Consider the following 21,864-nt stretch of genomic DNA (forward strand, 5'->3'; position numbering starts at 1 on the left):
CTGCCATATCTCGGCAAATACAAATCGGACAGGTCACATGTACGCAGACACTTCGAGATATAATAGCGTTGCCCGCTTCCTCCACTGGGTGATTGCGTTTCTCATTCTGGGCAATTTCATCGGCGGCTGGCTGATGACGCATGAGGGCTTCTCTGAAGACTTCCAGTTCAACGCCTTCCAGCTCCATAAGAGCTTCGGCTTTGTTGTACTGATCCTGTCGATCTTCCGCCTGTTCTGGCGCGTTGCTTACCGCGCCCCACCAACACCAATCGGCATGCCGGTCTGGGAGAAGGTGATCAGTAAGATCACCCATATCGCCTTCTATGTGCTGATGATTGGCGTGCCGGTGATTGGCTGGATTTACGTGTCTGCCAGCCCGCTGGATATCCCGACCAAGCTGTTCTTCACTGTCCCGGTGCCTCACCTGCCCGTGCCGGTTGATGAGGGGCTGGCTGAGCTCTTCTCCGGCTTCCATGAATTCTTTGCGTTTGCGACGCTTGGCCTGTTTGTTCTGCATGTCGGCGCGGCGGCGAAACACTATTTCATCTCACGCGATAACATCATGCAACGCATGGCCGGTCGCGGCTTTGGTCCGCTTCTGGCGCTTCTATTTGCAGCCGTTATGGGCGGCGGCGTTGCTTATTCCATGGTGAGCTATCAGGGCGGCCACGAGGAAGAAGGCCAGGACCAGGCTGCCGCGGAGACAACATCCACCGAACCGGAAGCAGACGCGACAGAACCTGCCGAACCAGCAGCAACAGAGACCGCGACTGACAATGAAGGCCTTCTTGTGCCCGCTGTCGCGACGGGCCCCAATGCATGGACGATCATCGAAGAAGAAACCTTCATCGAGGTCACAGCCTTCGCGAACGGCGCACCGCGCATTGCCCGTATGGATGATGTTCAGGGCGCGATCGAGCTGAACCTCGATGAACCACAGCCGGACGATTATATCGACGTGCTGATCGGCACGCGTAGCCTTGAGAGCGATGACAGCAATGTTCGCATGCAGGCCACCGCAGCCGGCTGGCTGAACACACCGCGCTTCCCGCAGGCACACTTTGTGTCCAGAAATATCACACGCACAGGCGAGTTTGAATTCGAAGCCACCGGCGATCTTACACTGCGTGATATCACTGCGCCCGTAACGCTCACATTCAGCGTGGCACTGGAAGAGAATCACGCGCTGGCAACAGGTCTTGTGGAATTCGACCGCGCAGACTTTGACATTGGCGACGCACAACCTGAAAACACATCTGTAACTGTATCCATACAGGTGGGGGCAGATCGTGTCAGATGACACAAACAGTCAGGTAAAATCACACAAAGTCGGCGGCGACGATCTTTTTGAAGATGTATTCGGTCTCAATCTGAGAGGTCTGAAAACCCTGTGGGTGATGTTTGCCTCACCTGGAGTTGGATATAAGGCAGCACGCTCGCCGGACTGGATAGACCGAAGCTACACGCCTTCGATCCGGCTATTGTTCTCACTTCTCGCCGTGATGACAGCGACCCGCTTTTTATGGGCGGGCGCAGACAGTTCCATCCACGCTCTGGTAGACGGACAGGTTGCAGCCCTTGAAGAGTTCGGGACACAAGAAGAACGCAACGCGTTTACCGAGCATATCATCGATTATTTCCTGCTCCTGTTTCCATTCAGCTTCATGCTGACGCAGGCGATCGCAGGTAGCTTGCTGCGGGTCTGGGGCAAAGGCACAAACACGATTGTTCGCGTCCGGCTTTACATGCTGGCCATGCTGCCAAACGCAACATTCACATTGTTTGCGTTGCCGCTGATGACGCTCATGACAGTGCAGCAACAGACCGAATTCTCGCTGGCGCTCATCGCGCTGACGTTTCTGATAGATTTCGTCACCGTCATGAGAGGCGGCGTGGTCAGCGAGAAGCGCAGCGGCAAGATCATAAAAAGCGCCCTTTACGCGACGACCTCCAATCTCACGGCCATCATCTCGAACTCACTGTGCGTCATGCTCGCCAGCATCATCGCCGGCAGTGTCATGGGATTGGGCCGTTAAAAGTCAGACGAGCCATCACCCGCTGCTCGCTTTGACTTTTATCGAAGCGCTTCGCAGCTTGCGCGCAGCTCGTCGTAACGAAGATAGGCGTCCGCCGCCTCACCTTCGTTCATCTGGTACTGCACTTCATCAATATCCGGCAGCACGACATCGCAACCGAGATCACGCGCGATGAGGAACCAGGCCAAAGCCAGCGGCATATCTTCATGCGCGATCTGTCCGTCACGGCAGATAAGGCCAAGCCTGAAAGCACTGTCTGCATCTGCGCCATCAAGGGCAGCGCGTGTCCAGTAGTGGATGGCTTTTTCAATATCCTGATCGCAACCAAAGCCGCTCATCAACATATTCGCGTAGGCACCTGCGGCTGGACCGTGTCCCAGTTCAGCGGCCTGATGCATGAGCCCCGACGCCGTGCAGGCTTCTTCATGGCTTTCCGCCACTGAAGCAATCCGGCGCGCGGTCTCATAAAGGGCATTTGCGTCGCTCATAATTTCTATAGTGTGACGATGACACAGTCGAAAACAACGCTAAAACGGGTTCCATGAACAAACTTTCTCTTCTGCCCACCTTTTTTCTGGGGATTGCTGCCTCTCTGAGCAGCCCGGCCCTCTCTCAAACCAGCTCTACGGACCAAATGACCGAATCACCTCGTCTGACGATTGAGCGTCTCTACGCGTCGCCTTCCCTTTCCGGACCAAGCCCGCGCGGTGTCCAGTTCTCTCCGGACGGCTCCCGCGTGACCTTCCTGAAAGCCCGCGAGACCGATGCGTCACGCTATGACCTCTGGCAGTTCGATGTCGAAACCGGCGAACAGAGCCTTCTGGTCGATTCTCAGATCCTTGAGCCGGAAGAAGTTCAGCTCTCTGAAGAGGAAATCGCGCTTCGTGAGCGCCGCCGTATCGCGGGCCAGCGCGGTATCGTCTCTTATGACTGGGGCACCGCGAATACGATCCTCGTACCGATTGGCGGCGACCTTCACCTGATCACGCTCAATGGCGATGACGTTGAAGCACGCCAGCTCACCGACACCGATGCCTTCGAGTATGACGCTAAAGTCTCTCCGCAAGGTAATTTCGTCAGCTTCATTCGCGACGGCGCTGTGTTCATCATTGATCTGGCGACCGGTGAGGAAAAGCAGATCACGCCTGACGCAGATCCTGATAACGCAATCTCTTATGGTGTTGCTGAATTCGTCGCTCAGGAAGAGATGAGCCGCTATACCGGTTACTGGTGGAGCCCAGACGAAAAATACGTCGCTTTCACCCGCGTTGATGAAAGCACTGTGGACATCATTCCGCGCTTTGACATTGCTGCGGACGAAGTGACGGTGATCAACCAGCGCTATCCGCGCGCAGGCCGCCCGAACGCCATTGTCGATCTGAAAGTCTTCAGCCTGGAGACCAGTCAGACTCTTGACGCCAACTGGCGCAAAGATGACTGGGGCCCGGCGACAGATCAGTATCTTGCCCGGGTAAACTGGGCCGGCGAAGCTCTGGTCGTTCAGTCTGTGAACCGAGACCAGACTGTCATTCGCTGGACACAGCACTGGCCATCCACCCTGTTCTCACAGGAACCATTCTATGAAGAGACCCAGCCGAACTGGGTAAACCTCTCAAACGACTTCATCACGCTGAGCTCCACGCCGGGCAATATTCACCGGCAGGGTGATCTCGAAATCCTGACGACGACGGAAGCAACAGGCTATCGTATGCCGGTGATCGTCACACGTGACGGCGCCGCACCAATGCTTCAGACGGAAGACGGCGTCGTACGCGGCTTCTCTGCGCTGAATCGCAATGGCGGTCGCCTATACTTCACGGCCAATTTCGACACGCCGCTGGAAACGCATCTCTACCGTGTGCAGCTACCGCCTTCTGATGAAGAGGTCGCAGAAATGGGCGCTGAGTGGATACCGGGCTCACCTTGCATTGACCGTTCGCCTGAAACGCCGCGCACGCGCGTTGAGTGCGCCCATTATGAGCGTATCACCGAAGCGGGCAAAAGCTGGTCCATCACAATGGCACCGGATGGGCAGAGCTTTGTCGGCACATCGTCCTCACCAACCCAGCCACCGCAGACGGGTCTCTACTATGCAGACGGCACGCTGATCACATGGGTTGAAGAGAACCGCCTCGACGAAGACCATCCATACTATCCGTATCTGGCAAACCATACCGTTCCAGAATACGGCACATTGGAAGCCGATGATGGTCAGACACTTCACTACTCGATCCAGACGCCACCTGATTTCGATCCGAGCCAGCAATATCCGGTTCTCGTCGAAGTTTATGGCGGTCCACACGTTCAGACCGTGAACCGCAACTGGGAGCGCATGAGCGATCAGTTCTATGCACAACAGGGCTTTATCGTGTTCCGCCTTGATAACCGGGGCTCATACTATCGCAGCAAGCGATTTGAAGACGTGATCTTCCAGCTGACAGGCGTGCCTGAAGTGCGCGACCAACTGGTGGGTGTCGAATGGTTGAAAGAACAGCCATTTGTAGACCCTGATCGCATTGCCATTCAGGGCTGGAGCTATGGTGGCTATATGACCCTGATGACTATGCTGCAGGCCGAGCCTGGCACATTCGCAGCGGCCGCATCTGGCGCGCCGGTCACCGACTGGTCGCTCTATGACACGTTCTACACAGAGCGCTACATGCGCACGCCGCAGAACAATGCAGACGGCTATGACCAGTCATCTGTGTTCTACCATCTCGACAATTGGGAAGGTGAGCTGACGCCGCTTCTCCTTATGCACGGCATGGCAGACGACAACGTCACCTTCGACAACACCACCCGTCTGATGGCGGAAATGCAACAGCGCGGTCTGGTGTTCGACCTGATGACCTATCCAGGCCAGCGTCACGGCATTCGCGGTGAGGCGCTCGGTACGCACCTCATGCGTACGCGCATGCAGTTCCTGAACCGCCACCTTATGCCGGAAGCGGCCGAGTAAGCTTTCAAAACAGCAATTGAAACAAAGCCCTCTCCCACCGGAGAGGGCTTTTTCTTTGAGCAATATGACAAGCTTGCGTTATTTTTTGACAAGCACGCTTGACCTTTCGGCACAACGATGACAAGTTCGCTTTACTCAAAGAAAAGGACACATGTCATGCTCTCGTGTTTGAAAGCAAATTTCCCCAAGCTCGGCGCCGCACTGGCCGTTGCCTCTATCGAACTGGCTGCGGCCGCATTCCTCGCAGCGCCGGCACAAGCCGAAGTACCGATCTGGGTGATCGAGGATGCCGACTCCACCATCTACGTGACCGGCACGGTTCACATGCTTCCGGAAGGCACCGAATGGCACGGAGAAAAGCTGAATGCAGCGCTCGACGAAGCCACCGAAATCTGGCTCGAAATCCCAATGACCGGCTCGATGGCCGACATGCAGGCCGAAGCCGCGCCCCTGATGATGCAATATGCCCTGTCGGTCGATGCACCCCTCTCCTCCCGCCTTACCGCTGAAGAACTGGAACTCCTCAACGCCGCTATGGAACGGGCAGATATGCCAGCACAGGCGCGTGCAGGTATGGAGTATATGAAGCCATGGGTCGTGCTGCAGGCTGTTGGTATGGCACCGCTTTCCGAGGCCGGATACGACCCGGAACAGGGCATTGATGTTCAACTTGTCCGTATGGCCATTGAGCAAGGCGACAGCGTTCACGGGTTTGAAACGCTGGAACAACAAATCCAGTTCTTCGCAGGCATTCCGGATGAAGATCAGGAACAGGCGCTGCGTGATCTTCTGCGCGTCTCTGATGAAGAAACCGCAGAGATGGTGACTTTGGCCACGTCCGCCTTTGAGGGCTGGGCAAATGGCGAGGTTGAAGGCATGGAAGCGCTCTTCACCGCCTGGGCCGAAGACGAAGACTCCGCGCTCTCGCCTCTGCCATATGACCGGATGGTGGCCGGCCGCAATGCCGACTGGGCAGAGCAGATCGAAGACATGCTGGCTGGCGAGGGCGTTCACCTCATCGCCGTCGGTGGTGGTCACCTTGTGGGGCCGGACAGCCTGTTTGAAATGCTGGAAGATCGCGGAATTTCAGCCTCTCGCCACTAATCCCATCGTGTGTTTCAGCGCGAACCGTCCGGACTGTATATCCGGGCGGTTTTGCGCACCTTCGCGTTGCATAGAGACGCCATTTCGGGATTTTTCAGGGCGCACACCTTGCACCGCATCGCAGTGTAAGGAATGACAGTCTGGTGGATCAAAGGACCGGACATGAAGCCCTGGAAAATTCTATCATCGCGCCAGACCTATAAAGACAAATGGCTTGGCGTTCGTACCGATACAGTCGAACTGGCGAACGGCGCAGTCATTCCGGATTTCCACATTATTGAATACAAGGAATGGGCGGCCATTCTGGCCTTCACTGAGGATGGCGAACTGATCGTCATTCGCGAATACCGCCATGGCTGCCAGTCCATCACGTTGGGCCTGCCTGCTGGCAGCGCCGAAGAAGGCGAGACGGATTACCTCTCAGTCGCGCAGCGTGAACTGCTGGAAGAAACCGGCTACGAAGCCGCTGAATGGGTAAAAACCGGACAGGCTTACTCCAACTGGGCGACCCAGAACAATCAGGTGCACTTCTTCCTCGCATTCGGCGCGAAAAAGGTCGCCGAGCAAAACCTTGATGCGACCGAAGAGATCGAAGTCCTCACTATGAAATACGAGGATTATCTGAATTTTGAGGGCATTACGCCTAACCAGTGCCACCACGCAGCGGCGCTTCATTATGCAGAACGTTATTTTGCGAAATATCCTGAGAAAAGGCCCGTGAGCGCATGAATCGCACCTGGTATTTCGTTCGCCATGGCGAGACAGACTGGAACGCTGAAAAGCGTATGCAGGGCCAGTGGGAGTCCAATCTCAACGAGAATGGCAAAGGCCATGCAGACGTAAACGGCAGCTGGCTCGCCACGCTGCCTATCGAGCATATCTGGGCGTCCCCCCAGGTGCGTGTGCGCCAGACTGCGGAGATCATCTCAAAGCATGTACCACTCGCGGCCAACCCAAATTTCGATGACCGGCTGAAAGAGTGGAGCTCCGGCGACTGGTCCGGAATGCTCTATGCGGACATCGCCAAAGAACGCCCTGACGAATGGGCCAAATGGGTTGAAGACCGGTATAATTACCGCCCACCAAACGGTGAGAACTTCGTCGATCTTGAAGTCCGCGCGGATAGCTTCTTCGAGGACGCATCAAAGGTGACCGCCGAGACCGTCGCTGTGCTTGCACACGGCTTCATCATTCGCGTCATGGTCAGCCGCCTTGCAGGCCTGTCTCAGGCGGATGTTCTGGCCGTGAAGCAGACCAATGATACAGTTATTCGCGTGCGTCAGTCGGGCGGCGAAACGGTCATAGATCATTTCGTAGGCGGCATTGGCCCGAAGGCTGGTTTGCCTCTTGGCGAACAGGGCGTAGCCTGAACCAAAGAAAAAGCCCGGCTCAATCGCCGGGCTTTACTTTATCCGTTACGCAACCAGCTCTTCTTCGAAAATCCGATCGACCGGTTTATCGCCGGATTGCAGTTCGAACAGCGTGTTCTTTGCCTCGGGACGCTCGACCGCAGCCTGTAGCACATGGGCGACGTCGGCGCGCGGAATCTCACCGCCATTGTGGTTGATGTCCTCAACCTTAACCTTGCCGGTCGGAGATTCATTCGTGAGGGCTACCGGACGCACAATGGCATAGTCCAGCCCTGACTTTTTGAGATACGCATCTGCCTCACCCTTTGCCCGCAGATAGTCCTGCAGATATTCGGGGCCAGCTTCCGGTGTGTCAGCGAGCATGGAGCTCAGCATCACAAAACGGTCGACACCTGTCGTTTTGGCTGCATCGGTGAGGCTGATCGCGCCGTCACGGTCCACCGCTTCTACGGCTTTACCGCCGGAGCCTGCCGCAAAGACGACGACATCTATGCCTTCCAGATTTTGAGGGAAAGTTTCTGGCTGTGTCAGGTCCATCATCACCGGCTCCGCGCCCATATCTCTGATCGTGCTGACCTGTTCGGGTTTGCGTACTGCGCCTTTCACAGCGTGACCATGTTGCACGAGGCGTTCTGTCAGCAGCTGGCCAGTTGTTCCGTGTGCGCCTGCGATCAGAATATTCATGAGTCTGTCCTTTCTTTCTTGTTCTGCCAGACCAACGGGTGCGGTCTCTGCATGTTCCTGAAAACTGCAGGACTGAGACAAACTGCCTATTCCCATCCACTCGTATTTCGTATTATTAGAATGTATGAATATTCCTGCGCTTCTTGATCAGATCCCGATCGGCTTCGTTGCCCTTACCTGCCTGACGCTTGGGCTCGCGCCCTTTGTGCCTGAGCCTCACCTTTGGGAAAAACTAAAAATGCTGGGCGCGGGTACGCTCACCAAACCCATCGATATTTTCGATCTGTTCTGGCACGCCTGGCCATGGCTTCTGCTGGTGGCGAAACTCGCGCGGATCGCGCTGAGCCGTCAGGCCTGATTAACCGGCGCAACCAGCAGGTCTTCGAGAAAAAACGCAGACAGTTCGGCGCGACCGGATACGCTGGCCTTGCGATAGATCGCCCGTGCCTGATCACGCGCGGTACGCTCGCTCGTGCCACGCACTTTCGCGACCTCATCCATGCTGAGCCCTTTCAGGAGCAAATAACCGATCTCCTGCTCCGCCGGTGATAAACCCCACTGGACGAACTGCTTTCCAATCGCCTCGGAAAGGCCCCGCAGCAGCTCGCGGTTTTCGCTCTGCCAGCGGTCGGCCTCAGCGCGCGCGAGGGTTAGCTGGCTCGTCGTCCGGCGAAGTGTGCGCAGAGTGAGAATGGCACCTATAAGAGCTGCAATCAGCGCAGCGCCTTCAATGGCGAGGTGAACAAGCCCTGCCCCTTCTCCCTGATCGGTGGCAAGGTCCAGCGCGATCAGAAGAGCGATCCCAACGAAGACAATCACTGTGAAAACGCTCAGACGATTACGCATGTTAAATCCACATATCACACTGTAAAAAAGGCATTTTTATAGCTTACGTCATTTGACGAATAGCTATTTGAGCCCGCATTGCCATTCTGTTCGGGTAAATACTGGAGACAGACATGACAGAACACAATGAGCCAAAAAGCCTCAAAGTCTGGGACCCGATTGTACGCATAGGCCATTGGGCCATCGTGATCGGCGTTCTCACCGCATACTTCTCGGGCGATGAATCCCGAAGCGTCCACACGACAGCCGGATATGTGGTTGCCGGTGTTGTTCTCTTTCGTTTGCTCTGGGGCGTAATTGGAACCAGACATGCACGCTTTTCAGATTTTGTGCGCGGCCCCGGCGCAGTGATCGGCTATCTGAAAGATATCGCCTCCGGCAAAGGAAAACGCTTCATCGGCCACAATCCTGCTGGCGGCGCGATGATCCTCGCGCTCCTGTTCTCCATGCTGGTGACCACCGGTTCCGGCATGGCCCTGTACGCCATGGATGAAGGTAAAGGTCCGCTCGCACCCGTCATCGCCATGCAGGTTGACGCCAATGGCACAGCAGCGCCTGCCACCACGTCAGGCTATGAGAGCCACGAAGAAGATGATGACGATCACGAAAGCGAAGAGCATGAAGGCCACGCGTCCGGTCCTCTCGGCACGCTCTACAATATCCATAAGATTTTCACCTATCTCACGCTCGGCCTTGCCGGTCTCCACGTGATCGGCGTGATTGTTTCCAGCCGCGCGCATGGTGAGAATCTCGCGAAAGCCATGGTTACAGGTCGCAAGCGAGAGCAGCTGTAACTCTGGCCGCAGGCTGGTCGTTGCATGGTCGACCAGCCTGCCCCTTCTTCGCTCATCAAAGGCTATCTACGATCCTTGTCGGTATAGTGAACACCGTATAATCTCCTCCCCGATGGATGAGCCGCACGACAGAGGCGCTCACCACAAGGGAGGACATTTTGAAGAGATCATTTTCCGCGGCGCTCGCGGCACTTTCCATTTTCGCCTTTGCGCCCGCCGTCATGGCACAAGCCACTGCAACCCAATCAGAAAGCTACACCGCGCCTGAAGGCGCGATCGAAGTTTTCACACCCATGCGCGACGAGACCGTACTGGCGGGCAACCTTTATCTGCCGGAAGGTGAAGGCCCGTGGCCATGCATCGTCACGCGCACGCCCTATCTGAAAGATGCTCGCTATGGCCAGCCTGGCGCAGGTGATCGCTACACTGATGCAGGCTTTGCCTTCCTCGTTCAGGATGTGCGCGGCAAGGGCCGCTCTGAAGGCTTTTACCGCGCTTTTATCGATGACGGTCCGGACGGTTATGACACGATTGAATGGATGGCCGAGCAGGACTGGTGTAATGGGCGCGTCGGCATTACCGGCGGCTCTGCCATGGGCATCACCTCCAACCTCGCGGCGACCTATGATCCGCCCCACCTTGATGCAGCTTATGTGATTGTTGCGCCGTCCACCCGACTTACCGGCTCGTACATTGGCGGCGCATTCAAAGAGCAGGACTCCGGCGGCTGGTCCCGCCGTCAGGGCATTTCCGAAGAGGTGATTGCAAACACCGCCCGCAACTATCCGGACAGCGCCTACTGGTCGAACACAGAGATTGGCGACAACCGACGCTTCATCGATATTCCGATGTATAATTATGGCGGCTGGTACGACATCTTCAACGAAGGCAATGTCCGCAATTTCCAATATCTGCAGAATGAAGGCCGCGACGGCGCGCGCGGCAATCAACGCCTCACCATGGGCCCGTTCGGGCATGGCCCGCTCTCGGGCGACCTCGCCTATCCGAATGGCGGCGGCCTTGGCGTTCTGACGATTGACGGCGTCGATCAGGAAATCCGCTGGTTCGATTACTGGCTCAAAGACATCAACAATGGCATCATGGATGAAGCACCTGTGCAGGCCTATATGATGGCGTCGGCGCGGACGGATGAACTCTCTGACAAGAACCGCTGGATGAGCTTTGGCAACTGGCCGCCAGCGCCGAACTATAGCGAGTTCTATCTCCACCCGAATGGCAGCCTCTCTACGCGTGCTCCAACAGGCGACGAAATGGTGAGCTATGAGTTTGATCCGGAAAATCCGGTGCCAACTTTTGGCGGTGCGAACCTGACCTTCGAGCGTGGCCCTATGGACCAGCGCCAGATTGGTGAGCGCGGTGACTATCTGCGCTTCGAGACAGACGTTCTGACAGAAGACGTTATGGTGGCTGGCCCTGTGACCATGCAGCTATATGCAGCGACCGACGGGCCGGATACCGACTTCATGGTCAAGCTCATCGACGTTTATCCTGACGGTTATGAAGCCATCATCCTCGATAGCGCCATCCGTACGCGTTACCGGAACGGCCGCGAGCCTGACCAGATAGAGATGATGACGCCAAACGCACCGGTCGAACTCACCATCGACCTCTGGGACACGGCAATCACCTTTGAAGAAGGTCACCGCATCGCGGTTCACGTCACATCGTCGAACTATCCGCGCTTTGATGTGAACCCGAATACAGGTGAGCACCCGTCGGACGCAGAGACAACGCGTGTTGCAGAGAATACGATTTATATGACGGAAAACCGCCCGAGCGCGATCATCCTTCCGATCATTTACGATCCGAACTAAGCTCGATGAAACGCGCCGGGCATCAGTCTGGCGCGCCTTTCTACCGATACGAGATCTGCCATGCCCGCCTTCCAGCCGACCGCCGACCAGTTCCGTGCCTTTCGCGACTTCGACCATGATGGCCCTGTCGCGCAGGTAAACCTTCTGAAATTCAAGGATAAGGCTATTTACCAGCCAGAAGACCCGGAATTTGAAGACGGTTCAACCGGAGAAGAAGCGTATATGCGATATGCAGATGCGTTTGAGGTCATGGCGGAAGATGCTGGCGGCAAATGCGTCTTCAAAGGCAAGGCAGAACGCTTCTTCATTGGAGACGGCGATTGGGACATGGTCTGGATCAACCAGTTCCCGAACCGGAAAGCCTTCATCGCAACGCTCAACCATGCCGGCTATAAAGATGCTGCACGGCACCGTGAAGCAGGCCTTTTGCATCAGGATCTGGTCGTGACTCACCCCGTTCTTGCGGAAAAGTGATCAAGTCAAACGCCGTTACGCAGCAAGCATTGCTGCAATGCAGCATGATGTAAAACTATAATACAAACAGTCAAACAGGCTGTTTCTTTACAGTTTCTTGCCGCGTTACAGCATTATCACTATCCGGAATTACTGTAATATCGCTTTACGGAGCATGCTCCATCGTGCATAAGGCGCTCAGGACTTCGCACACGCGAAAGCAGTGAGACCCTTACCTAGCGTCAACCTCGTCCTTATATATAAGAAACGGGGAAGCTAATCCCCTGATATCAGTGGTGTTCTGGAGACTCGAATATGCTTCTGACGATGATGAAAGCGAAACTTCACAGCGCGGCAGTCACTCAATGTGACCTGCACTATGAGGGTTCTGTTTCCATTGACCAGGATCTTCTCGACGAGGCTGGCATTCTTCCGCACGAGCAGGTGTATATCTGGAACGTGACGGCAGGTTCCCGCATCATGACCTATGCTATCGAAGCCCCACGTGGCTCGAAAACCATTGGCGTTAACGGCGCAGCCGCACGTCATTTTCAGGTGGGTGATCGCGTCATTATCTGCACATTCGGTCAGGTCGAATCGGAAAAAGCACGCAATTATTCTCCGAATGTTGTCCTGCTGAACGAAAAGAACGACGTCGTTCGCCCGAACTAGGCGTTAAGCCTTTTCTTCAAGTTCCCGCAATAGCGCAGCCTTGTCCTCTCCGGTCAGGGCGCGCCAATCCATGCCCCGCAGTCCGGCCTCTAATGCCCAGAGCAAATTGAGGCTCGCATAGCGCGGAAACTGAAACTTCACACGTCTATATGCTTCAACGGCGCCGAGCTCTCTCAGCGCCGTTTGCGTTTCTATACCGACTTCTCGCAGAACCCAGGCAGATTTCGGGCCGAGATTTCGAACGTCTTCCAGTCTGTCCGACACCCCGGCCCCCATCTTCCTAGTCTTCCAGTTCGAAGACGACATTCACTGTCGCAGAAAAGCTGAGCTCACCACCTGAAATCTGGGTGGGTGCAGCCTCCATCGCCGCGGCACGCATCATGACCGGTTGCGGCGATGGTGCTGATTGTGTGTTCTCCGAGATCGTCACGATACGCGCGACGCTGAGACCGGACACATCGGCAAACAGGTTAGCGCGTGACATGGCATCACGCATAGCATCGCGGCGTGCTTCATCCAGAAGCTCGCTCGGGTCTTCCACGCCGAATTGCACGCCGGAGAATGTGTTGCCGCCCTGCGCAACCATGGCATCAATCACGCCGCCAACTTTATCCATATCGCGCACGGTCACGCGCAGCTGGTTAGAGGCCGTGTAACCAACAAGAACACGCTCTGAATTTTGCGGATAGTTATAGCGCGGGTTTAGCGAGAAGTTTGACGTTTGAATGTTCGCTTCCTCAAGGCCAGCACGCTCAAGAGCAGCGTAAACGCCTGCCATGTCGGCTGCGTTCTGACGGATCGCCTCTGCAGCGGTACGCGCCTCTGTTGTCACGCCGCCGGAAAGATAGGCGATGTCTGGCGCCGCGCTGACGGATGATGTCGCAGAGATATTCAGCGTTGTTTCGGGCTGAATGGAATTGTGGTTCATGTGTTGCATGCTCTGAGCCGTTGCAGGGATAGCGGTAAAGGCCAGCGCGATGGCGGCAACGCTGGCGAGCGGTTTGACGATAGTCATATTGAGTCTCCTTTTCTGTCCCTTTGACTAGATACTAATCCGGGCAGGAGAATGACGGTTCCATTCATTCTCGGCTCATCTGAAAATTGCGGGCTTTACCTCTCGACGGATGAAAAAAAACAGGTAAGTTCCCCGTCTCACTGCGTCGGGCCTGTAGCTCAGTTGGTTAGAGCGGACCGCTCATAACGGTCTGGTCGGGGGTTCAAGTCCCTCCGGGCCCACCAGTGTCGCTATCTATCGCCGAGCACATCAAAGATCTTAGCCGTTCACGCATCGGATGCCATCGCATCGCAACATGGCTGCGACATTTGTGTCCGCATTTCACGACGAAATTACTGGAATTATTTACGAAAACCACATGACTTTCAGGCATGTTCGTACGCAAAGGAAACACAATGCGTACTTACATACTGTTTTCTATACTTTTTTCGTTACTGCCGGTTTTGGCGCTAAATCTCAGCCCGAAAGCGGGAGAGGACATACTCGCCATTTTTGGCGAGGATGATGCGCTTGAAAACGTGGAGGCTGAGGCGCGCCGTCTTGGTCTTGAGGTCGTTTCGTTCAATCCGGACTTCCGGCACCTGATCGTCAACGACCCAACGGGCAACACGTCCAGAGCACTCTATGCCCTCGGTGCGGATTACGTATTAGACGCCAGCTACGCGCAAATGTGTCAGCCATAAAAACGGGTAATACTGGGTGAACAATTATGAGCGGTACTAAAGACATTTCCAAACTTAGCAGCGACGATTTCAAAATCGACGCGGTTCGACGCCCTGTGGCGCAGGGGATCCTCGTTCTAACCTGGCTGACTGCTGCCGTGATTAGCGCAATTGCGATGTTTAACGGTCAGGGTCACGCGACATTTGTAACACTGGTCTCTATTGGTCTTGCAGCATTGCCAACAATAGCGTTCTTCTCAAAGCCGCTTTACGGCGCAATGCCGGTCAGCACTGGTGTCAGCGTTGCGGGCATCCTTGCCCTGCTCGTCTATAACTTCCAATGGAATGGCGAAGGCATCGCATATCAAATCGACATGCACATGACCTTTTTTGCGGGCCTAGCGATCCTGACAGGTCTGATGGACTGGAAAGCACTTGTCGCGTACACGCTCGCGGTTGCCGCACACCACCTTGGTGCGTCGCTGTTCGTTCCGACGCTTGCATTCCCGGATGGCGCGCCTCTCGTTCGGGTTCTGCTTCACGGCGGCATTCTGATCATTGAGTGCGGCGCACTGATCTTCCTGTCCACGAAAATCACCAGCCTTCTGTCTGCTGTTCGCGGCGCACTTGAAACGGCTGAAAGCGCAGTTCACACAGCCGAAGAAGCTGAGGCCGAAGCGAACCGCCTGAAGACTGACGCCGAAGCGAAAGCCGTCAGCGAGCGTCTGCGTTACAATGCACTTCAGGAATCTGCCACCGAGTTCGAATCCGAAGTCAAAGGTCTGCTGGATGCACTCGCAACCGATATGGACTCTCTGAACAACACAGCAACAACGCTTGAGCGTTCAGCTGATGGGTCCCGGTCTCAAGCTCAAAGCATGGACACAGCGACGTCCAGCGCGTTTGAAAGCGTAGGTTCTGCGGCAAGCGCTGCGCAGGAACTCGCGTCCAGCATCAATGAGATCGTCAACCAGATTAACCACTCTACCGAGCTGGTTGAGAAGGCGACGGGCTCCACACACGCCTCCCGTCAGAAAGTCACCGAACTTGCGACAAGCGCTCAGGCGATAGGCGACGTTGTAAACCTTATCAGCGATATTGCGGCTCAGACAAACCTCCTCGCCCTCAACGCAACGATTGAAGCGGCGCGTGCAGGCGAAAGCGGCAAAGGCTTTGCGGTTGTTGCCTCTGAAGTGAAGGGCCTCGCCGATCAGACGGCAAATGCGATCCAGACGATTTCTGATCAGGTTCAGCAAATTCAGTCTGTCACGAAAGAAACAACGGATATGATTGCTGCGATCACAGAGCAAATGGACGGGATCAGCTCGTTCACTCTGCAAGTCTCAGCCGCAATCGACCAGCAAGGCGTTGCAACGGACGAGATTGCCCGCAACGTCGCAACAGCGTCTGACAGCACACGCCGTGCGGCAGACGAGGTCAGCACGGCTGCACGCACAGCGAAAGAAACATCCGACGCCGCAAAAACCATTCTCGGCGTCTCTGATGAAGTTCGCGAAGCAGGCAAGCGCATCACGGCACGTGTCGAAGACTTCCTCAAAAAGGCTGTTGCCTGATCCGCAATCGCCCTTGTTACCCAGACAGAAAGCCCGGCACATGCCGGGCTTTTTTGTTGATAGACTGATGATTTTCAATGCGTTGTCACACGGCGGAAGTAGAGTGCGCGCCATGATACGCATCCTGTCCTCTCTCGCATGTTCGGCAGCCCTGCTGCTTTCAGCCTGCGAAACCACTTCGCCGCAAGTCTCCGACGCTGCGCCCAGCGCAACCGAAAGCCAACTGACTATCCTCATTTCCATTGACGGCTTTCGCCCGGATTATCTCGAAAGCGGCGTCACGCCGGTTCTGAACGGATTGGCTGAAACGGGTGCGACTGGCCGCATGCAGCCCTCCTTCCCCTCTAAGACCTTCCCTAATCACTACACGCTGATCACAGGTCTGCGTCCTGACCATAACGGAATGGTCAATAACACGATGGAAGACCCGGCCATTCCTGGTGACACCTTCATGCTCTCCGATCCGAACGTCACTTCGAATGCGGCATGGTGGGAACAAGGCACACCGCTCTGGGTAAGCGCCGAACAACAAGGTATTCGCACAGCAACCCTGTTCTGGCCGGGCAGCGATTTTGAAATCCATGGCGAGCGTCCGTCGGACTTCATGCCGTTCGATCAGCGCCTTCCGGATTTTGCACGTGTCGATCAACTGCTGCGCTGGCTGGACGTAGCGGAAAGCGAACGTCCTGAGTTTGCGACCCTCTATTTTGATATCGTGGATACAGCAGGCCACATCTACGGACCGGATGATCCGCGCACGGTTTCTGCCACGGCTCAGGTCGATGCCAGCATTGGCCGTCTCATCGAGGGCCTTGAAGCACTCGGCATTCGGGACACGACAAACCTCATCGTGGTGTCAGACCATGGCATGGCGCCCGTTTCAGACGAGCAGATTTTCTCGATGGACACGCTGATTGATCCATCGCTCGTTCATTATGTCTGGAATGGAGAATTTGTCGGTCTTTCACCTCTGGAAGGACATGAGGCTGAAGTCGAAGCGGCGCTGATCGGTCGTCACGATCATGGCGAGTGCTGGCTGAAGGAAAACCTTCCTGCCCGCTTCGAATATGGTTCCAATCCGCGCGTGCCTGCGATCGTGTGCCTGTCGGACATCGGATGGCGCTGGGAAACGGCGGACATGCAGGTCTGGCGCAATAGCGGCGGCAGCCATGGCTACGATCCTGAACACCCGCTTATGCACGCACTCTTCATTGCTAACGGCCCGGCTATCGCGAACGGCGTCACAGTGGATCTGTTCGACAATGTTTCAGTCTACCCGCTGCTTGCACAGCTGACCGGCATTGAACCGGTCGCCAATGATGGCGACCTGACCCAGCTGGAAGACGTACTCAACTGACCGGCGACACGGCGTAGCCGGCAACGGACCGGCTATGCCGACGCCATGGACACGCGTGTCGGCTTCACACCATTAGGGCCGTACAGATTGACCTTTAGGCTGGAAATCGCGTGGACCAGCGCATTTGGCGCGATCTTCTGTTTGCCCGTCCAGTGAATGTTCGGGAAACGGTCGAATATCTGCTCATAGGCGATGCGCAGCTGCATCTGCGCCACGCGGAAGCCCATACATTTATGGACGCCATGGCCGAAGGCGAGGTGCTTATCGACATTCTCACGCGTCATATCCATCCGGTCAGGATCAGGGAAGACGCTCGGGTCACGATTGGCTGCGCCATACCAGAGGACAACTTTCTCATCCTTGGCGATCTTCTGTCCATTAAGCTCGGTGTCTTCAAGCGCCGTACGGCGCATATGCACCACGGGCGACACGAGACGCAGCGCTTCCTGAGACATGGCCGGTATCATTGAACGGTCTGATAGCACCATCTCGCGCTGGTCCGGAAACTGCGTCAGAAGCCGCAGCGTGCCCGAAACAGAATTTCGCGTCGTGTCATTGCCTGCGAAGATGATGAGCAGCCATGAGCCGTCCAGAAACTCCTGTGGCAGCTCTTCTCCGTCCAGCCTGGCGTTCGCAATCGCAGAGAGCAGATCATTGCGCGGGTTCGCGCGGCGGTCTGCCATGACCTGCTTCCCGTAAGCGAACATCTCATCGACATTCTTGAAGAATTTCATCGGGAAGAGCGGCTCGCTCATAATGACTTTCCACGGGTTCGCCGTGTACTGAGCCGCAAGCTCCAGATAGTGCATCCATTTGATGATCTTCGGGCGATCAGCCTCATCCACGCCCAGCATCTCGCACAGAGTAAAGAGCGGCAGCTCCTGAGAGAACAGCTTCACAAAGTCGACTTCCGGCCCATTCGCTTCGACATTATCCAGAAGTTCGGAGACCTTTTTCTCAACCTTCTCCTTCAGCTCGGCGACATAGCGCGGAATGAAAAAATCCAGCTGCTGCATACGCATTTCCATATGGCGCGGCGCATCCAGATTGATCAGCGAGTTCATCGCCGCTTCCATCAGAATGGCTGGTTTCCAGTTCTCGCGCGGCTGGATGGCCATATTGATGCTGCCACGTTCGGAAGAAAATACGGCAGGGTTCAGCTCAACCGATTTGAGATCTTCATAGCGCGTCACAGACCAGAATCCTGAACCACGCTTGCCCATTTCAGACCACATGACAGGCGCTTCCTCGCGCATGCGTGCGTAAAACTGATGAGGGTGACCATTCGTCCAGGATGACGGATCCCAGAGCTTATACCCCTCAAGCCTTGGATAAACCGCCTCAAACTTCGGGTCCGGTTTGAAGCTGTCTGTCAGAATTTTCTCGCTGACGAGCTGCATGTCTTTCCTCCCGTTCGCGCCATCTGTCGGGCGCGATTTCCGTCGATATAAACATGATCAAGCATGGTGTACGTAAGGGCAGTCAAGCGCCTCGGGAAACGAATACGGTCAGGGGACTTGTCGTTACGGTAGTTACAGTCATATCTGAAAGATAGCGATTGCTGGCAGCCCTGCTTCCAGTACAGGATAACTGAACCGGAGGTGCGTGTGTCGGAATTTGATACCGAAGCTATTGTCGTTGGAGCTGGCGCTATCGGGCTGGCGATTGGCTACGCGCTCGCACAGCGCGGCATTGCGCCAATCGTTATCGAACGCGCCAACCTGATCGGCAGCGGTGTCTCCTCACGTAATTCCGAAGTTGTTCACGCAGGCCTCTACTATCCGACAGGCTCTCTTAAAGCCCGCCTCTGCGTCGAAGGTGCAGATGCCATCTACGCGTTCTGTGACGCCCACAAGGTCGATTACGACCGCTGCGGTAAGCTCGTCGTCGCCTGTGAGGAAGACGAGCTGGAGCGGATGGACGCGATTCTGGAACAGGCCAACATTAATGGCGTGCCTGGCATGGAAGTGCTGAGCGCCGCCCAAGCCAAAGCGCTGGAGCCTGAGCTTCGCACCGTTGGCGCCCTGCTCTCTCCGAATAGCGGCACGTTTGACAGCCACGGCTATATGACGGCTCTGGAAGGCCGTATCGAAGATGTTGGCGGCAGTGTTGTCCTCTCAACGCCGTTCGAACATGCAGAGCCTCTGCCCGGTGGCGGCTTCCTTGTCCGCACGGGCGGCGCTGACCCGATGGAGCTTACCACAGAACGCCTGTTTCTTGCTGCGGGCCTTAGCTGTGCAGACGTGGCTAAGCGCGTTGAAGGCTTCCCCAAGGAACTCATCCCGACAATCCATTTCGGCAAGGGCAATTACTTCTCGCTTCAGGGCAAAGCCCCGTTCCGCAAGCTGATCTACCCGATGCCAATCAAAGGCGCGCTCGGCACGCACTATCGCCGCGACCTTGGCGGTCAGGCGCGTTTCGGACCGGACCTGCACTTCGTCGAAACCGAGAATTATGACGTCGAGCTCGACCGTGAACCGCTCTTCTATCAGACGATCCGCCGCTTCTGGCCGGGCCTGAAGGATGGCACTCTCATGCCAGATTACACAGGCATCAGGCCAAAGCTTCACGGCCCGAACGAAAAACAACCGGACTTCCGCATTGAAGGGCCATCCGTGCACGGCATTGAAGGGCTCGTCGCGCTGTTCGGTATTGAAAGCCCGGGCCTGACCTCATCTCTGGCGGTTGGCGCAGAAGCAGTTGCACGCCAGTAAAGTTCGTCGCCCGCATATCGACAAATCAGGCAATCTGCGCCCTAATCCCCTGAAACGACACAGATCGTCTCGGGAGGACATCCAATGAAACGCGCACTACTCGGCCTTATCGCCGGGCTTTTACTCATTCTTGGCGGCAGTTTCTTCGCTTCGCATGTTCAGACCTCTGATGGCGTCACCGTAGAGGATGTCCGTATCCCTCTTCAGGATGGCAGCGAGCTATCTGCCTATCTCTACACGCCAGAAAACGCCACTGCAGCTAACCCTGCTCCGGGCATTCTGGCGGTGCATGGCTATATCAACTCGCGTGAAACGCAGAGTTCGTTCGCTATCGAGTTTGCGCGGCGCGGATTCGTCGTGCTTGCGCTCGATCAGAGCGGTCATGGCTACTCCACGAACACCGCCTTTGCAGCAGGTTTTGGCGGCCCTGCGGGCCTTGCCTACCTGCGAGGCCTTCCGAACGTAGACACGAGCCGTATAGGCCTTGAAGGGCACTCCATGGGCGGCTGGACAAGCCTCGCTGCGGCTATGGCCATGCCGGACGCCTATAACAGCGTCGCGCTAGTCGGCTCCTCTACAGGCGCCCCGTTTGCCGCGCCGGGCACGGCAGACTGGCCGCGCAATCTGGCCGTTATCTTCAGCCGCTTTGACGAGTTCTCCACCCTGATGTGGGAAGTTGAGCAGGCTGCTGATGTAGCAGACAGCGCCAAGCTCCAGAGCGTGTTCGGTACAGACGACACAATCGTTCCTCGCCAGCTCTATGGCGATATTGAAGCCGGTACAGCGCGCTGGCTGACACAGCCGAACACCACCCACCCGGGCGACCATCTCTCGTTTGAGGCCACTGCCGACGCGGTGACATGGATGGATATGACGCTCGGCGCACCAATCATGCTCGCAGTAGATAATCAGGTCTGGCATCTGAAGGAGGCTGGCACGCTGATCGCCCTGATCGGTGCAGCGATGTTCGCAATCTCGCTTTTCTCAGCTCTCAATCGGGTTATCGCCTTTGCGCCATCGGGCTCTGTTGAGCAGAGCGGTAACGGCCTTGTTGTTCTGGTTGCTGTACTGGTAGGCGCGGCTCTGCCTGCAGTGCTCTTCTTCCCGCTGACCTCACTTGGCGAGCATATCCCGAACCTTGGCATTTTCCGTCAGAACATCACCACGCAGATCATGGCGTGGGCGCTGGGCAATGGCCTTATCGCGGGTCTCGGCCTGCTGATTTCCCGCCAGTTCGGTTTCAGGCTTTCTCCGGGTGGGCTGATCTCGGCCCTGATCACGTTCGGCGTTCTGTTCGGCATTTCAGCGGCGATCAGTAATCACCTGCTGGTCGACTTCCGCTTCTTCGTTGTCGCGCTGAAACCGATGGGCAGCCATCACTGGCCGATCTTTGCAGCCTATCTCCTGCCCTTCTTCATGTTCTTCTATCTGTCGAATGCAGCCGCAACGAACCTGTTCAAAGGGTATAAGAGCTTCCTCACCCAGTTCTCCGTGGCGTGGCTCCTCTCCGCTGCGGGCATAACCGTGCTGATGGCGGGCATTTACGGCTATCTGTTCGCGAATGGAAAGCTGCCCGCGTTCGCTGATCCCCTGTTCAGCATTGTCGGCATGCAGTTTGTTCCGGTTCTGACTTTCACCGCGCTTGTTACTGTCGCGTCGTGGCGGTCAGCCAGAGCGGTGCTGCCGGGTGCGCTACTTTCGGCCCTGATCATCACCTGGTACATCGTGGCGGGACAGGCCACACACATTTAGGCAATAAAAAAGCGGGCCGACTGGCCCGCTTTTTCAA

At 56.2% G+C, this 21,864-nt stretch carries 22 protein-coding genes and 1 tRNA gene; 17 read left to right on the forward strand and 6 right to left on the reverse strand.

The genetic code is table 11. From position 1 onward, the window contains the following. The first annotated feature begins 37 nt into the window (after positions 1-37). Both G523_RS0100585 and G523_RS0100590 read left to right on the forward strand, forming a co-directional pair. Complete coding sequence (locus G523_RS0100585; protein ID WP_022693067.1) at positions 38-1,300, forward strand: cytochrome b/b6 domain-containing protein; 1,263 nt, start codon at positions 38-40, stop codon at positions 1,298-1,300. Then, positions 1,290-2,036, forward strand: a complete 747-nt coding sequence (locus tag G523_RS0100590) for a hypothetical protein (RefSeq protein WP_022693068.1) — start codon at positions 1,290-1,292, stop codon at positions 2,034-2,036. Before G523_RS0100585 ends, G523_RS0100590 begins: the two co-directional genes overlap by 11 nt. A 38-nt stretch (positions 2,037-2,074) precedes the next feature. Here the strand turns inward: G523_RS0100590 and G523_RS0100595 are convergent, their stop codons facing one another. Further along, positions 2,075-2,524: a tetratricopeptide repeat protein gene (locus G523_RS0100595; protein ID WP_022693069.1), complete on the reverse strand. Its 450-nt coding sequence runs from the start codon at positions 2,522-2,524 to the stop codon at positions 2,075-2,077. Positions 2,525-2,670: 146 nt separating this feature from the next. Here G523_RS0100595 and G523_RS0100600 point away from each other — a divergent pair, with 146 nt between their 5' ends. The 4 genes from G523_RS0100600 (at position 2,671) to G523_RS19950 (ending at position 7,469) form a co-directional block, all read left to right on the forward strand. Continuing rightward, entirely contained in the window at positions 2,671-4,995 is a 2,325-nt protein-coding gene (locus tag G523_RS0100600) for a S9 family peptidase (RefSeq protein ID WP_233347245.1), read from the forward strand. A gap of 156 nt (positions 4,996-5,151) precedes the next feature. Continuing rightward, positions 5,152-6,099, forward strand: a complete 948-nt coding sequence (locus G523_RS0100605) for a TraB/GumN family protein (RefSeq protein ID WP_022693071.1) — start codon at positions 5,152-5,154, stop codon at positions 6,097-6,099. A 132-nt stretch (positions 6,100-6,231) separates the two neighbouring features. Next, the gene (locus G523_RS17285; RefSeq protein ID WP_022693072.1) at positions 6,232-6,828 is read left to right on the forward strand and encodes an NUDIX hydrolase; all 597 of its coding nucleotides are present in this window, start codon (positions 6,232-6,234) and stop codon (positions 6,826-6,828) included. Beyond that, positions 6,825-7,469 carry a histidine phosphatase family protein gene (locus G523_RS19950; RefSeq protein ID WP_022693073.1) on the forward strand — a complete coding sequence of 215 codons (645 nt, stop codon included), beginning with the start codon at positions 6,825-6,827 and terminating at the stop codon, positions 7,467-7,469. Before G523_RS17285 ends, G523_RS19950 begins: the two co-directional genes overlap by 4 nt. A gap of 45 nt (positions 7,470-7,514) precedes the next feature. Here the strand turns inward: G523_RS19950 and G523_RS0100620 are convergent, their stop codons facing one another. Further along, positions 7,515-8,153: an SDR family oxidoreductase gene (locus G523_RS0100620; RefSeq protein WP_022693074.1), complete on the reverse strand. Its 639-nt coding sequence runs from the start codon at positions 8,151-8,153 to the stop codon at positions 7,515-7,517. A gap of 124 nt (positions 8,154-8,277) precedes the next feature. Here G523_RS0100620 and G523_RS0100625 point away from each other — a divergent pair, with 124 nt between their 5' ends. Beyond that, entirely contained in the window at positions 8,278-8,511 is a 234-nt protein-coding gene (locus G523_RS0100625) for a hypothetical protein (RefSeq protein WP_022693075.1), read from the forward strand. Here the strand turns inward: G523_RS0100625 and G523_RS0100630 are convergent. Continuing rightward, positions 8,502-8,999: a helix-turn-helix transcriptional regulator gene (locus tag G523_RS0100630; RefSeq protein ID WP_022693076.1), complete on the reverse strand. Its 498-nt coding sequence runs from the start codon at positions 8,997-8,999 to the stop codon at positions 8,502-8,504. The genes G523_RS0100625 and G523_RS0100630 overlap by 10 nt on opposite strands. A 113-nt stretch (positions 9,000-9,112) precedes the next feature. Here G523_RS0100630 and G523_RS0100635 point away from each other — a divergent pair, with 113 nt between their 5' ends. From G523_RS0100635 to panD, 4 genes are all read left to right on the forward strand, one after another. After that, positions 9,113-9,793: a cytochrome b/b6 domain-containing protein gene (locus G523_RS0100635; protein WP_022693077.1), complete on the forward strand. Its 681-nt coding sequence runs from the start codon at positions 9,113-9,115 to the stop codon at positions 9,791-9,793. Positions 9,794-9,951: 158 nt separating this feature from the next. Next, complete coding sequence (locus G523_RS0100640) at positions 9,952-11,628, forward strand: CocE/NonD family hydrolase (protein WP_162141009.1); 1,677 nt, start codon at positions 9,952-9,954, stop codon at positions 11,626-11,628. A gap of 60 nt (positions 11,629-11,688) precedes the next feature. After that, entirely contained in the window at positions 11,689-12,102 is a 414-nt protein-coding gene (locus G523_RS0100645) for a DUF1330 domain-containing protein (RefSeq protein WP_022693079.1), read from the forward strand. A gap of 294 nt (positions 12,103-12,396) precedes the next feature. Further along, a complete protein-coding gene (panD, locus tag G523_RS0100650) occupies positions 12,397-12,753 on the forward strand; it encodes an aspartate 1-decarboxylase (protein WP_022693080.1) in 357 nt (118 codons plus the stop codon). A 3-nt stretch (positions 12,754-12,756) separates the two neighbouring features. On the opposite strand, the gene G523_RS0100655 is transcribed toward panD, so the two are convergent. Together G523_RS0100655 and G523_RS0100660 are read right to left on the reverse strand one after the other, a co-directional pair. Further along, positions 12,757-13,017: a TfoX/Sxy family protein gene (locus tag G523_RS0100655; protein WP_027441331.1), complete on the reverse strand. Its 261-nt coding sequence runs from the start codon at positions 13,015-13,017 to the stop codon at positions 12,757-12,759. 16 nt (positions 13,018-13,033) lie between these two features. After that, a complete protein-coding gene (locus tag G523_RS0100660) occupies positions 13,034-13,768 on the reverse strand; it encodes an SIMPL domain-containing protein (RefSeq protein ID WP_022693082.1) in 735 nt (244 codons plus the stop codon). 147 nt (positions 13,769-13,915) lie between these two features. On the opposite strand from G523_RS0100660, the gene G523_RS0100665 reads away from it, so the two are divergent. From G523_RS0100665 to G523_RS0100680, 4 genes are all read left to right on the forward strand, one after another. Beyond that, positions 13,916-13,992, forward strand: a tRNA-Ile gene (locus G523_RS0100665). A gap of 171 nt (positions 13,993-14,163) precedes the next feature. Then, complete coding sequence (locus G523_RS0100670) at positions 14,164-14,451, forward strand: hypothetical protein (protein WP_155802549.1); 288 nt, start codon at positions 14,164-14,166, stop codon at positions 14,449-14,451. A 26-nt stretch (positions 14,452-14,477) separates the two neighbouring features. Then, a complete protein-coding gene (locus tag G523_RS0100675; RefSeq protein ID WP_022693084.1) occupies positions 14,478-16,004 on the forward strand; it encodes a methyl-accepting chemotaxis protein in 1,527 nt (508 codons plus the stop codon). A gap of 112 nt (positions 16,005-16,116) precedes the next feature. Next, positions 16,117-17,361: an alkaline phosphatase family protein gene (locus G523_RS0100680; protein ID WP_027441334.1), complete on the forward strand. Its 1,245-nt coding sequence runs from the start codon at positions 16,117-16,119 to the stop codon at positions 17,359-17,361. 32 nt (positions 17,362-17,393) lie between these two features. On the opposite strand, the gene G523_RS0100685 is transcribed toward G523_RS0100680, so the two are convergent. Continuing rightward, a complete protein-coding gene (locus tag G523_RS0100685) occupies positions 17,394-18,761 on the reverse strand; it encodes a cytochrome P450 (RefSeq protein WP_022693086.1) in 1,368 nt (455 codons plus the stop codon). 207 nt (positions 18,762-18,968) lie between these two features. On the opposite strand from G523_RS0100685, the gene G523_RS0100690 reads away from it, so the two are divergent. Together G523_RS0100690 and G523_RS0100695 are read left to right on the forward strand one after the other, a co-directional pair. Continuing rightward, positions 18,969-20,075: an NAD(P)/FAD-dependent oxidoreductase gene (locus tag G523_RS0100690; RefSeq protein WP_027441335.1), complete on the forward strand. Its 1,107-nt coding sequence runs from the start codon at positions 18,969-18,971 to the stop codon at positions 20,073-20,075. Between the two features lie 84 nt (positions 20,076-20,159). Beyond that, entirely contained in the window at positions 20,160-21,827 is a 1,668-nt protein-coding gene (locus G523_RS0100695) for an alpha/beta hydrolase (RefSeq protein ID WP_022693088.1), read from the forward strand. Positions 21,828-21,864 lie beyond the last annotated feature (37 nt).

It is taken from the genome of Ponticaulis koreensis DSM 19734 (assembly GCF_000420665.1).
Classification (GTDB): Bacteria; Pseudomonadota; Alphaproteobacteria; order Caulobacterales; family Hyphomonadaceae; genus Ponticaulis; species Ponticaulis koreensis.